11 protein-coding genes are annotated in these 11,916 nt (G+C 72.3%); 4 read left to right on the top strand and 7 right to left on the bottom strand.

The window, feature by feature from the left end:
- Positions 1-157: 157 nt before the first annotated feature.
- Positions 158-763 (top strand): GNAT family N-acetyltransferase, encoded by a 606-nt coding sequence (locus ABZ945_RS26980; protein WP_361274481.1) that lies wholly within the window; start codon positions 158-160, stop codon positions 761-763.
- Here the strand turns inward: ABZ945_RS26980 and ABZ945_RS26975 are convergent.
- The 6 genes from ABZ945_RS26975 to ABZ945_RS26950 all read right to left on the bottom strand — a co-directional run bounded on the left by ABZ945_RS26975 (position 750) and on the right by ABZ945_RS26950 (position 7,944).
- Positions 750-2,255: a type IV secretory system conjugative DNA transfer family protein gene (locus ABZ945_RS26975; RefSeq protein WP_361274479.1), complete on the bottom strand. Its 1,506-nt coding sequence runs from the start codon at positions 2,253-2,255 to the stop codon at positions 750-752. The two genes, ABZ945_RS26980 and ABZ945_RS26975, sit on opposite strands and share 14 nt — an antisense overlap.
- A gap of 61 nt (positions 2,256-2,316) precedes the next feature.
- Entirely contained in the window at positions 2,317-3,744 is a 1,428-nt protein-coding gene (locus ABZ945_RS26970) for an ATP-binding protein (RefSeq protein ID WP_361274476.1), read from the bottom strand.
- Between the two features lie 13 nt (positions 3,745-3,757).
- Complete coding sequence (locus ABZ945_RS26965; RefSeq protein ID WP_361274473.1) at positions 3,758-5,311, bottom strand: SCO6880 family protein; 1,554 nt, start codon at positions 5,309-5,311, stop codon at positions 3,758-3,760.
- The gene (locus tag ABZ945_RS26960) at positions 5,308-6,717 is read right to left on the bottom strand and encodes a hypothetical protein (protein ID WP_361274471.1); all 1,410 of its coding nucleotides are present in this window, start codon (positions 6,715-6,717) and stop codon (positions 5,308-5,310) included. Before ABZ945_RS26960 ends, ABZ945_RS26965 begins: the two co-directional genes overlap by 4 nt.
- On the bottom strand, positions 6,707-7,540 hold the full coding sequence (locus ABZ945_RS26955; RefSeq protein ID WP_361274468.1) for a hypothetical protein: 834 nt from the start codon (positions 7,538-7,540) through the stop codon (positions 6,707-6,709). The genes ABZ945_RS26960 and ABZ945_RS26955 overlap by 11 nt, the downstream gene beginning before the upstream one ends.
- A 95-nt stretch (positions 7,541-7,635) precedes the next feature.
- Complete coding sequence (locus ABZ945_RS26950) at positions 7,636-7,944, bottom strand: hypothetical protein (protein ID WP_027731936.1); 309 nt, start codon at positions 7,942-7,944, stop codon at positions 7,636-7,638.
- A gap of 448 nt (positions 7,945-8,392) precedes the next feature.
- Between ABZ945_RS26950 and ABZ945_RS26945 the strand changes: the two genes are divergently transcribed.
- From ABZ945_RS26945 to ABZ945_RS26935, 3 genes are all read left to right on the top strand, one after another.
- Entirely contained in the window at positions 8,393-9,184 is a 792-nt protein-coding gene (locus ABZ945_RS26945; RefSeq protein ID WP_361274500.1) for an SAM-dependent methyltransferase, read from the top strand.
- 342 nt (positions 9,185-9,526) lie between these two features.
- The gene (locus tag ABZ945_RS26940; RefSeq protein WP_361274497.1) at positions 9,527-10,534 is read left to right on the top strand and encodes a bifunctional lytic transglycosylase/C40 family peptidase; all 1,008 of its coding nucleotides are present in this window, start codon (positions 9,527-9,529) and stop codon (positions 10,532-10,534) included.
- A 159-nt stretch (positions 10,535-10,693) separates the two neighbouring features.
- A complete protein-coding gene (locus ABZ945_RS26935; protein WP_361274465.1) occupies positions 10,694-11,422 on the top strand; it encodes a phosphatase PAP2 family protein in 729 nt (242 codons plus the stop codon).
- 100 nt (positions 11,423-11,522) lie between these two features.
- Here ABZ945_RS26935 and ABZ945_RS26930 read toward each other — a convergent pair whose 3' ends face one another.
- Positions 11,523-11,759 (bottom strand): hypothetical protein, encoded by a 237-nt coding sequence (locus ABZ945_RS26930; RefSeq protein WP_361274463.1) that lies wholly within the window; start codon positions 11,757-11,759, stop codon positions 11,523-11,525.
- Between the last annotated feature and the right edge of the window lie 157 nt (positions 11,760-11,916).

The raw sequence follows: 11,916 nt of genomic DNA, 5'->3' as shown, positions 1-11,916 counted from the left end.
CTGCAGGGGGGACCCTGTGGGAGAGTAGGACACCGCCGAACAATTGTTGTGGGAAAGCCCCGTACCGGGTATCGGTACGGGGCTTTTCTGCGTTTAGGGGGATCTTTGAGACCTGGATAACGTTGACCAGCTCGACGGTGGCGGTGAACATCGGGGCATGGAACACGTGATACGTCCGGTGCGTGCGGACGAGTGGCGTCAGGCCCGTGACTTCCGGCTGGACTCGCTGCGGGATCCGGCGGCGTCCGTTGCCTTTCTCGATACGTACGAGGAGGCGGTGAGCCGTCCAGATGTCTGGTGGCAGGAGCGGACCGCGGGGGTGGCGGAGGGCGGGGGCCTGAAGCGCCAGTTCGTGGCCGAGACGTCGGCGGGGGAGTGGGTGGGGAGCCTGGCGGTTCTGGTGGAGCGTGCCGGGGCTGAGGCGGTGTTCGGGGCGCGGCCGCTGGTCGATCAGGCGCATGTGGTCGGGGTCTTCGTACGTCCTGCGGCTCGCGGGCGGGGAGTGACCGAGGCCCTGTTCCAGGCGGGTGTGGAGTGGGCGTGGTCGTTGGAGTTGCCGCCGGTCGAGCGCGGTGAGGGGGCCGAGGGCGGGGCTTCGCGGATCGAGCGCGTACGGCTCTATGTGCACGAGCGGAACGGGCGGGCGGAGGCGTTCTACCGGAAGGTGGGCTTTCTGCCGTCGGGGGACGGTCTGCCGGCGGCCGGGGACGCCAGTGGGGCGCTGGAGTTGGAGTACGAGGTGCTACGGCCTACGGGTGTCTGAAGGCGGCGGGGGCAGGGCCTTCGCGGGGGAGGCCGTCGAGTCGGCCGTCGGGCCAGCGGTCGCGGGCCTGCTCGGGGGAGCGGAGCAGGGCGGTGGTGGGCAGACCGATGGTGGTGCCGGCGGCGAGGAGCTGCGGGAGGTCCGGCAGCGGGGCCACCGCGGCGATGTCGTCCAGGACCAGCGTCAGTGGTGGGTCGAGCCGACCGTCGGATGACCGTGCGGCCATGCGGCGGCCGTGCTCGACCACGTCTGCGACGAGCGCGGTCAGCAGCGGCATCGCGCCCGGGCGGGTGCGGCCGTCCTCGATGGCCTCGCCCACCACGTAGAGGCTTCCCCCTTCGGAGGCGAAGGAATCCAGCGCGAGGGTGTCGGTTCGGTTGGGGGTGCAGGCCTCGCGGATGTGGACAGTGGAGAGCGCGGCCAGCGTACGGGCCGTCAGGGCGAGGGCTGCGTCCCGGCGTTCGGGGTGGGCGGTGAGCGCCGCCTCCAGCAGGCCGGCGTGGCCGTGGGCGGCCTTGGGGTGGGTGCGCAGGATGCGTACCGGCTCATGCGCTCCGCTGTTCTGGGCCCAGCGGTGGAGCTGGCGGAAGGGCCGGCCGTCGACGGCGGCCGCGTGCAGCCAGCAGCGGAGCAGGGTCTCGGCGGTGTCCGCGGTCGCCTCGTCGATACGGGCCCGCGGGCGGGTGGGGGCGAGCAGCGCGCGGGCGCGGGCCTGGGCGGTGGCGGGGTCCTCGCAGCCGGTGGTCGGTGACCAGTGCAGGCGGTCCGGTGAGTCGCACAGGTGCCCCGGATCGTAGAGGAGTACCGGCCCCAGTTTGGCGCGGGCGTCCTTGGTGGCGGCCCACAGGGCGGGGCTGGAGGTGACGACGAGGACGGCGCCTTCGGCGTCCTGGACGGCCGTGCGGGCGAGAGCCAGGCGGGTCTCGGCGGAGCCGTAGTGGAGGGGAGTGAGGGAGGTCGGCGAGGTCGGGGAGGACGAGGAGGCCGCTGGGGCCGGGACGGCCGGTGGCGGGGACGGGGCCTGGGGCGGTGTGAATGGTGGGGGTGTGGGGGCCGGGGGTGCTTCGTAGACGGGTTCGTGAGGGGCGGGTGGGTCAGCGGGTGTTGTGGCGCGGTGGCGGCGTAGGGCGCGCCAGCGGGCCAGGGTGCCGAGGACGAAGATGGTGAGGACGACCAGCACCATCAGCTGGCCGATGAACAGGCCCCAGAAGAGTCCGTAGCCGGAGAGTTCGGCGGGTGGGGTTGCGGGCCAGGCGGCGGGGAGGTTGTGGGGCTGGGAGGCCAGGGCGCGTATGGCGTCGGGGGTGCCGGCGTAGGTGATCCCGGTCGGCCAGGAGCCGTGGGCGAACAGGGCGGAGAGGCCGGTGGAGGTGTAGACCAGGACGGTCAGGCTGAGGAGGAAGGCGATCAGGCCGATGAGGAGGCCGTCCGGGATGCCGCCCTGGGGAGAAGGGGACGGGGAGGAGGGCGGTGGGGTGTGTCGTCGGGTCATGGGCGGGTCCCCGGTTCGGGCTGGGTGGGCAGGAGGGTGGGCGGAGGCCCGCTCCGGTGGCTTACGCCACGGTGGAGCGGGAGGCCTCGTCCATCTGCTGCTCGATGAAGGCGGCGCGTTGCTCCGCCTCCCATTCGGCGGCCCGGATCTCCTCGGGGAGGTGGTCGTCGGTGAACTCGGTGGGGTCGGAGGCCTCGGTCATGGCTCGGTCGGTGTAGACGAGGGGGCGTTCGGCCTCGGTGATGAGGTGTTTGACGACCTGGACATTGCCGTTGACGTCCCAGACGGCGATGCCGGGGGTGAGGGTGGGGATGATCTCCACGGCCCAGCGGGGCAGGCCGAGGACGCGGCCGGTGGCGCGGGCCTCGTCGGCCTTCTGGGCGTAGATCGTCCTGGTGGAGGCCATCTTGAGGATGGCGGCGGCCTCCTTGGCGGCGGCGCCGTCGACCACGTCGGAGAGGTGGTGGACGACGGCGACGAAGGAGAGGCCGAGGCGGCGGCCGAACTTCAGCAGCCGCTGGAAGAGCTGGGCGACGAAGGGGCTGTTGATGATGTGCCAGGCCTCTTCGACCAGGAAGATGCGCTTCTTCCGGTCGGGGCGGATCCAGGTGTGCTCCAGCCAGACGCCGACGATCGCCATCAGGATGGGCATGGCGATGGAGTTGCGGTCGATATGGGAGAGGTCGAAGACGATGAGCGGGGCGTCCAGGTCGATGCCGACGGTGGTGGGGCCGTCGAACATGCCGCGCAGGTCGCCGTCGACCAGCCGGTCCAGGACGAGGGCGACATCCAGGCCCCAGGCCCGTACGTCGTCCAGGTCCACGTTCATCGCGGCGGCGGACTCCGGCTCGGGGTGGCGGAGCTGCTCGACGATGTCGGTGAGGACGGGCTGGCGGTTGGTGATGCTGGCGTTGACGTAGGCGTGGGCGACCTTGAGGGCGAAGCCGGAGCGTTCGTCCAGGCCGCGGCCCATGGCGACCTCGATGATGGTGCGCAGCAGGGCGAGCTGGCCGGTGGTGGTGATGGAGGGGTCGAGCGGGTTGAGCCGGATGCCGTCGTTGAGGGCGGCGGTCGGGTCGAGCCGGATGGGGGTTATCCCCAGCTCCTCGGCGATGAGGTTCCACTCGCCGACGCCGTCCTCGCCCTGGGCGTCCAGGACGACGACCTGGCGGTCGCGGAAGCGGAGCTGGCGCAGGACGTAGGTTTTCTCCAGGGCGGACTTGCCGTTGCCGGATTCGCCGAGGACCAGCCAGTGGGGGGCGGGCAGCTGCTGTCCGTACAGCTGGAACGGGTCGTAGATATAGCCCTTGCCGCTGTAGACCTCGCGGCCGATGATCACGCCGGAGTCGCCGAGGCCGGGGGCGGCGGTGGGCAGGTAGACGGCCTGGGCCTGGCCGGTGGAGGTGCGGACGGGCAGCCGGGTCGTCTCGACCTTCCCGAAGAGGAAGGCGGTGAAGGCCTCGGTGAGGACGGACAGCGGATCTCGCATCTGAGGTGGCCCCTTAGCGGCGGATGCCGGTGGCGAACGGAAGCGTGTTCACAAAGGCCCGGTGGTGCTCGCGGTCGCACCACTCCAGCTTGAGGTACGACTTGCCGGCCGAGGCCCGGATGGTCCGCTTGTCCCTGGCCAGGGCCTCGGGGGAGCGGGAGGACACCGTGATGTACCCGACGATGTTGACCCCGGCGGCGCCGCTGGCGAGGTCTTCACCCCGCTGGTCGAGCCGGCCGTGGGCGGCGATGTCGCGGGGGTCGACGGTGCGGTTCATCTTGGCGGCGCGGCTGGCCTCGGCCTCGTCGTTGGTCTTCTCGGTGAGCATCCGCTCGATGGCGATCTCGGTGGGTTCGAGGTCCATGGTGACGGCGACGGTGCGGATCACGTCCGGGGTGTGGACGAGGAGCGGGGCGAGGAAGTTGACGCCGACGGGGGTCATCGGCCACTCCTTGACCCAGGCGGTGGCGTGGCACCAGGGGGCGCGGGTGGTGGACTCGCGGGTCTTGGCCTGGAGGTAGGTGGGCTGGACCGCGTCGAGCTCGGCGGGCCAGGCGTTGCGCCGGGTCATGGCCTGGATGTGGTCGATGGGATGGTCCGGGTCGTACATGGAGTGGACCAGGGAGGCGAGCCGGCTCTGGCCCAGCGGCTGGCGGACTCGGATGTCGGCCTCGGCGAGGCGGGCGCAGATGTCGGTGAGCTCGCGGGCCATGACGACGGCGAGTCCGGCGTCCTTGTCGAGCTTGCGGGTGCCGGCGGCCTGGCGGGCGGCGCGGGCCATCGCGTTGGCCTCGGCGGCCAGTTCGCGGGTGTAGTGCATACAGGCGACCAGGTAGGCGCGGTGCTGCTCGCTGCTGGTGGACACCATGGACTGGAGCTGGTCGTAGGACTCGCGCAGCCAGCGGGGTGAGGTGGTGTCGCCGCGCTGGGCGACGTCCTTGGCGTGGGCGTCGGGGTCGGCGGGCAGGGTGCGGGCGAGCATCTGCAGGCGGGTGACGAAGCCGTCGCCGTTGGCCACGTGCTTGAGCAGGGTTCCGAAGCGGTCGACCAGGGCTTCCTGGTCCTCGCTGTCGCGCAGGCCGACGCCGGGGCCCTCGATCTCGATGGCGGCGGTGACGGTGCGCCGGTCGGCGTGGAGCAGGACGGCGATCTCGTCCGGGCCGAAGGGGGCGGAGAGCCAGCTGATGCGGCCGATGCCGGGCGGCGGGCCGATCTCGACCTCGCGGCCGTCGAGTGCGGTGCCGGCCTCCATGGCGGAGGAGCGGTAGAGGGTGCCGGTGCGCAGGGTGCGCTTGAAGCTGCGGTTGACCTCGAACCACTTGTAGAAGGTGCGGCCGCGGTAGGGGACGTAGACGGCGGCCAGCGCCAGCATGGGGAAGCCGGCGAGGGCGACGATGCGCAGCGAGAGCAGGGGGATGAGCAGGCCGCTCATCATGCCGAGGAACGCTCCGGCGATGATGAGGGTGATCTCGCCGGTCTCGCGGTTCTTGCCGACGATCGCGTTCGGCCGGGCGCGGCCGATGAGATACGTGCGGCGGGGCGTGAGCGGGTGGGACTGGGTCGTCAACGCCCTGCACCTCCTGTGGTTCCTGTGCTGCTGCTCTTACCGCCGGTGGGGCCGCCGGTGTTGCCGGTGCGGTGGCTGTGGGGGGTGCCGATGGTGCCGCCGGGGTTGCGGGGGGGCGGGGCTCCGATGCCGCCGGTGCCGGTGCCTCCGCTGGGGCTGTTGCCGCCGGTGGATCCGCTGGTGGGGGTGCGGCTGCTGTGGGCCGCCATGCCGCCGGAGGCCTGGTTGCTGGGGACGGCGCCGCCTCCGCCGCCGCCCTGCTGGTGGGAGCGGCTGCTGTGGGTCTTGATGCCCTGGGAGACCAGGGCGGCCGGGGAGGAGATCACGGCGGCGGCCTGGGAGCCGTCGGTGGCCTGCTTGCGGTTGGTGCGGGCGGCGGCGATCTCGTCGCCGAAGCCGGGGACGAACCGGTAGATCATCGCGGAGGCGAAGATGGCCAGCAGGATGATGGCGAGGCCGGAGACGACGGCGGAGAAGGCGTCGGGGCCCTCGTCGCCGGAGAGGGCGCCGGCCAGGCCGAGGACGATGACGATGACCGGTTTGACCAGGATGACGGCGATCATGATGCCGGCCCAGCGGCGGACGTGGCCCCACATGTTCTTGTCGACCAGGCCGGCGTAGACGACGGTGCCGAGCAGGGCGCCGACGTAGAGCAGGGCGGCCCGGATGACGAGTTCCAGCCAGAGGACGCCCGCGGCGAGGATCGAGACGAGCGAGACGACGATCAGCATGATCGGTCCGCCGCCGATGTCGTCGCCCTTCTTCAGGGCTTCGGCGAAGGAGCCGAAGAAGGCGTCGGTCTGGCCGCCGGTGCCCTTGGCGATGACCTCGGTGATGCCGTCGGTGGCGGAGACCACGGTGTAGAGGATCAGCGGGGTGAAGGCGGAGGCCAGGACGGTCAGCCAGAGGAAGCCGATGGCCTCGGAGAGGGCGGTGGAGAGGGGGACGCCGCGGATGGCGCGCTTGGCGACGGCCAGCAGCCACAGGACGAGGGTGAGGACGGTGGAGGCGGCGAAGACGATCGCGTACTGCTGGAGGAAGGCGGTGTTGGTGAAGTCGACCTCGGCGGTGCCGGTGACGGCCTTGCTGAGCTTCTCCACGATCCACGCGGCGGCGTCGGCGCAGCCCTTGGCGAGGGAGCCGAGGGGGTCGAGGGCGGAGGTGGGGTCTTGGAGGGGGGAGCGGGAGGTGCGACCCGTGCCGGCCCCGCTGTCGTCCCCGAGGCAGCGGTCCCTTGACGCGCCGACCAGCAGATCGCAGGCGTTGTTGCTGGGGCTGGGGGACGGTGCCGGGGCGGAGGGCGTCGGCGTGGGCGCCGCGGCGGCCCGGGAGGCGGCGGCGAACAGGGCCGCCTGTACCGCGACGACCGCCCCGAGGGCGGACCAGGTGCGAGGGCTACCGCGCATAGGTGAAGCCTCCGTATCCGGCGACGGCATCGGCGATCTCGTCCGAGGTGGCGGCGCGGTTGTCACCGTTGACCGGTGTGGGGCCCTCCTTCTGGCTGGAGGAGGCGACCTTCCAGTCGCCGCCGACCCAGGTCAGCTTCTCGGTGAGGGTGAACCAGTTGTGGGTGACGGGCCGGGTGGAGTCGTCGCCCGCCAGCCCGACGAGCCCGGTGCACCACACCTCCACGGTGGCCTTGTCACCGGTGATGTCGACGACCTTGGTGCCGACCGGGATGGTCCGGGAGACGAAGGTGCTGCCCTCGGGGGCGGAACCGTCCTCGCCGAGCCCGACGCTGCTGAGCAGGGTGGCGGAGTAGGCCTTGTCCATCCGGTCGGCCAAGTCCTCGGCGACCGCCGGGTCGTGGACGGCGCGCACGATGGCGCGCCGGCTGTCGCGCTGGAACATGGCGTCCGAGCCGAGTGCCACCGCGTAGTTCGCCGCCGCGCTCTGGGCGCCCTGTTCGTCGCGGGCGAAGCCGGCGGGGAGGGGGCCGTTCTTGCCGGTGACCGGGGGGACGCCGGTGGGGGCGGTGGGGTTGGTACGGGGGGCGGCGGCGTCGGTGCCGTCGTCACCGCCGCCGCCGGAGCCCCGGTTGGCGAAGGCGATCGCGGCGATCAGCAGCACGACCACGCCCACGACCGTGATGAGGGAGCGGGAGGCGCGGGGGGTGCGGCGGGGGGTGCCGTAGGCGTCGGGGGAGCCGGTGTCGGGCAGTCGGGTGCGGGTCTGCCCCGTGCCGCCTCCCCGGCCGCCGAGGCCGCCGTGCTCGTCGCCGAGGCTCATGACGGGAACGCCCCCTCATCCGGTTGCGGTTCGTTGTGGTGACTGGACATGTGGAGCGAGCGGTTCGGGGAGGGCGGCCCACCGTGGGGCGCGGGCTAGACGGCCATTCCGTACACGATGGTGAAGAGCGTTCCCAGGGAGCCGATGATGAAGACGCCGGTCAGCCCGGCGACGATCAGGCCCTTGCCCTGCTCCGCGCTGAAGGTGTCCCGCAGCGCGGTCGCCCCGATGCGCTGCTTGGCCGCGCCCCAGATCGCGATGCCGAGGCACAGCAGGATGGCGACGGCCATCACCACCTCGATCATCACGCGGGCCTCGTTGCCCAGGCCTCCGAAGGGACCCCAGTTGGGGGCGATTCCTCCGATGATGGTGGTGATATCGCCCTTTTCGGCCGCCAGGTACATGTAACTCACCGCCCCTGTTGGGTAGTTCGTCGCCCCTGCCCCATGGCACGGGTCACCGCACTATCTTCGCTGATGAAACCGCCCAGGTGCGCCGACTTGGCTGGTCTCTTTACCCGATCCCCGCACATATGACCGATCCGGCCCCGCTGACCTGCGACGGGAGAGGTTCGGGAGTATGCATGGACGCGTATGGTCACTCTGTGTATCACGCACAGTGACTTTGGGCAATGACTGTCGTTGGTTCACCTTGGGCCATATGCGCGCGGCCCCTGCCGCAGCCATGGTGCGCCAGTGGCCCGCGCCCGTCCAGCGCCCCTCTGCTGAGGGAGGGTCAGTGAGGGGGGCAGGGGAGCGGGAGGGCGCACCGGCGGGCCCGGGTGCCGGTGCGGAAGTCGCCGAAGGGGCGTCAGGGGCGCACAGACGGTCGTACGTTGGCGGGATGACGGAGATGACCGGTACGGCATCGCGGATCGACAGCAGCCGACCGCACACCGCGCGCATCTGGAACTACTGGACCGGCGGCAAGGACTACTACCCGGTCGACAAGGAGGCCGGCGACCGGATACGCGAGCTGCACCCCGGGATCGGCGACTACGCCCGGGCCGACCGGCTCTTCCTCGGACGGGCCGTGCGCCACCTGGCGGGAACCGCCGGCATCCGGCAGTTCCTCGACATCGGCACCGGGCTGCCCAGCGCCGACAACACCCATGAGGTCGCCCAGCGGATAGCCCCCGAGGCGCGGGTGGTGTACGTGGACAACGACCCGCTGGTGCTCACCCACGCCCGCGCGCTGCTGGTCGGCACCCCCGAGGGGCGCACCGACTACCTGGACGCCGATCTGCGGGACGTGGACGCCGTCCTGGCGGCGGCGGGGCGGACCCTGGACCTGGACCGGCCGGTGGCGCTGATGCTGCTCGGGGTGGTCATCTTCGTCGAGGACGACGCGGAGTCGTACGCGGTGGTGCGGCGGCTGATGGCCGCGCTGGCACCCGGCAGCCATCTGGTGCTCTCGCACACCGTGCGCCATCCGGAGATGCCCGACGTGGACGCGGCGGTGGCCTTCTGGAACGAGCACGGCACCCCGAGGCTCACCCAGCGCACCCCGGAGGCGGTCGCCCGGTACTTCGACGGCCTGGAGCTGCTGGATCCGGGGGTGGTCTCCTGCTCCCGCTGGCGGCCGGAGGCGGCCGGCCCGGCGGGCGAGGTGGCGATGTACGGGGGTGTGGGGCGCAAGCGGTGAAAGGGGGCGGCACCCGGGCGGGCGCGGCCGCGGCGGCACCCGGGCGCCGGGCGCGGTCGGGGCGGCACCCGGGCAGGACGGCCGCATCGGGTCCCGTCGGGCGGCGGTGCGGGGCCGGGTAGGGCGGCCGCATCAGGTCCCGTCGGGCGGCGGTACGGGGCCGGGCGGGGCGCCGCACCGGGCGTCGGGACCCGCCGGGCGGCGGCGGTGCGGGGCCGGGAGGGGCGGACACATCCGGTCGGACCTGTCGTGCGCCTCCACGGGCGGGGCGGTGGAACCTACACTGGCGCCGGGGCGCACGGCCCCGCCGTATAGGGGTGGTTGACGGTGCGTAAGGCGTTGCTGGTGACCGGGATCTCGGTCGGCGTCTGCCTGAGCTTCGTCGCGCTGCTGGTGGTCGGGACGTACTCCGCCGCCGCCGGGCTGCTCGGCGGGGCCGGGGCGGGTGTCGCCGGGGCGGTGGGACTGGCCAAGGGCGCCGTCCCGGCCGCGTACCAGCCGCTGGTGCAGAAGTGGGGCAACCTCTGCCCGGCGATCAACCCCGCGCTGCTCGCCGCCCAGCTCTACCAGGAGAGCGGCTGGAACCCGCGGGCGGTCAGCCCCGCCGACGCGCGCGGCATCGCCCAGTTCATCCCCGGCACCTGGGCGGCGCACGGGGTGGACGGCGACAGCGACGGCGACCGGGACATCTGGGACCCGGCGGACGCCATCCCCTCGGCCGCCTCGTACGACTGCGAACTGGCGAAGTACGTCAAGGACGTTCCCGGTGACACCACCAGCAACATGCTGGCCGCGTACAACGCCGGGGCCTACCGGGTGATAAGGGCGGGCGGTGTCCCGGCCATCAGCGAGACGCGCAACTACGTCAAGATCATCCGCAGTCTGGAGCAGAGCTTCGCCCGCCCGGTCGGCCGGGTGGAGCCGTCCCGCCAGGCGGCCGCGGCCATCTCCTTCGCCCAGTCCAAGCTCGGCACCCCCTATCTGTGGGGCGGCAACGGCACCCCCGAGCAGCAGGGCCGCTTCGACTGCTCCGGGCTCACCCAGGCCGCGTACCGGACCGTGGGGATCGAGCTACCCCGGGTGGCGAACGACCAGTACAACGCGGGCCCCCACCCGTCCCGCGAGGAGCTGCTCCCGGGTGATCTGGTCTTCTTCTCGGATGACCTGACGAACTCTCGGGCGATCCGGCACGTCGGGATGTACGTGGGCGGCGGTTACATGATCAACGCGCCGTTCACCGGAGCCGTCATCCGCTTCGACAAGATCGACACCCCCGACTACTTCGGGGCCACCCGGGTGACGGAAGATGGCGCGAAAGCGTTGCCGACAGAGCTGCCCGGCAGCGCCTGAGCTGGGACGACGCGTCACTCTTCGATAACGTCATGGTGATCGTTCCGTGGAGAGTGGAACGTCACCCTCCCCGGCGGCGTTGTCTTGTCCATGGGCGCATGGCGTTTCGCCATGGGCACAGGGCGCGTCACGGAACACGAGTGCAAGGGGTCGCGGCAGATGGCTGGACTCGCGTCGGACGGTTCGAACCCCGATGTAGGCCTGCTCTACGACATCAACGGCCTGACGGAGGGCACCCCTTCCTGGTTCGACCGCGCCATGGCGTTCACCGGTGAGTACGGCATCCTGATCGCCCTCGTCCTGCTGGTGCTCGGCTGCTGGTGGAGCGTGCGGCGGCGCGGTGGCGCCGAGGACTCGGTGGCGGCCGTCGCCGGGCTCGTCTGGGCCCCGCTGGCGGCCGGGGTGGCGCTGCTGGTCAACATCCCCATCCGCGGCTTCGTGGAGCGCCCACGGCCCTTCCTGGACCACCAGGGCCTTGAGGTCCTGGTCCCCGGCAAGACCGACTACTCCTTCGTCAGCGACCACGCCACCCTCGCGATGGCCCTGGCCGCCGGGCTGTTCGTGGCCCACCGCCGCTTCGGCCTCGCCGCCATCGGCCTCGCCCTGGCCGAGGGCTTCTGCCGGGTCTACCTGGGCGTGCACTACCCGACCGACGTGATCGGCGGCCTCGCCCTCGGTACGGCGGTGACGCTGCTGCTCGCCCCGGTCGCCCTCGCCCTGCTCACCCCGCTGGTCACCGCGGTGGCGCGCTCCGGACGGCTCGGCCGGCTGGTCCGGTCCCGGCGCGTGGCGGTACGGGAACGGGGCCTGGCGGTACCCCCGGTCACCGAGCAGTCGCCGCTCCCCGCCCCCGGCGCCGAGCCGGAGGAGAAGGGGCTGGCGGCCTGACACCGGCCGGGCGGCGCCCGATCGGCCGCTGAGGCGGGCTGATTTCTGAAACTGGCTGGATTCTTGCGCCGGCGAGGCGCCCGCCGGGGCGCGGTGGTGGTCAGCTCGCGGGGGGTCGGGGCGGCGGGACGGCGCCGGGCCGGGCGTGCCCGGCGGCGTCGGTGCGGGCGCGGTCGCGGGACCTCCGGGCCGGCCCCTGCCAGCCGCAGCCGCAGCGGGCGACGGAGAACGCGCCGTTCTCGGTGGTGGTGGTCTGGTGGTCCCCGTCGGTCTCGCGGCCGGAGGTACCGGAGGCAGGAGCCGGGGAAGCGGAAGCGGTCGGATCATGCGCGGGCACGGATCCACCGTACCGGGGCGGCGGCGCGCGTGACGGGCCGCCGGGGCGGTCGTTAAGCGGAGCGAGTGGGGGCCGTGCCGCACGGCTCCGGAGCGGACTTCGGGCGGGTCGACGAGGGTGCTCCGGACTCCGGGCTGCGCGGGACGGCTTCCGGCTT

Source organism: Streptomyces sp. NPDC046887 (assembly GCF_040644755.1).
Classification (GTDB): Bacteria; Actinomycetota; Actinomycetes; order Streptomycetales; family Streptomycetaceae; genus Streptomyces; species Streptomyces lichenis.
The sequence above is the reverse complement of the archived record's forward strand: the minus strand, read 5'-3'. Positions and strand labels throughout refer to the sequence as shown.

Coding starts and splice junctions, on each gene's coding strand:
- ABZ945_RS26980 (WP_361274481.1), top strand. CDS start 158: ATGGAACACGTGATACGTCCGGTGCGTGCGGACGAGTGGCGTCAGGCC.
- ABZ945_RS26975 (WP_361274479.1), bottom strand. CDS start 2,255: ATGACCCGACGACACACCCCACCGCCCTCCTCCCCGTCCCCTTCTCCC.
- ABZ945_RS26970 (WP_361274476.1), bottom strand. CDS start 3,744: ATGCGAGATCCGCTGTCCGTCCTCACCGAGGCCTTCACCGCCTTCCTC.
- ABZ945_RS26960 (WP_361274471.1), bottom strand. CDS start 6,717: ATGCGCGGTAGCCCTCGCACCTGGTCCGCCCTCGGGGCGGTCGTCGCG.
- ABZ945_RS26955 (WP_361274468.1), bottom strand. CDS start 7,540: ATGAGCCTCGGCGACGAGCACGGCGGCCTCGGCGGCCGGGGAGGCGGC.
- ABZ945_RS26950 (WP_027731936.1), bottom strand. CDS start 7,944: ATGTACCTGGCGGCCGAAAAGGGCGATATCACCACCATCATCGGAGGA.
- ABZ945_RS26945 (WP_361274500.1), top strand. CDS start 8,393: ATGACCGGTACGGCATCGCGGATCGACAGCAGCCGACCGCACACCGCG.
- ABZ945_RS26935 (WP_361274465.1), top strand. CDS start 10,694: ATGGCTGGACTCGCGTCGGACGGTTCGAACCCCGATGTAGGCCTGCTC.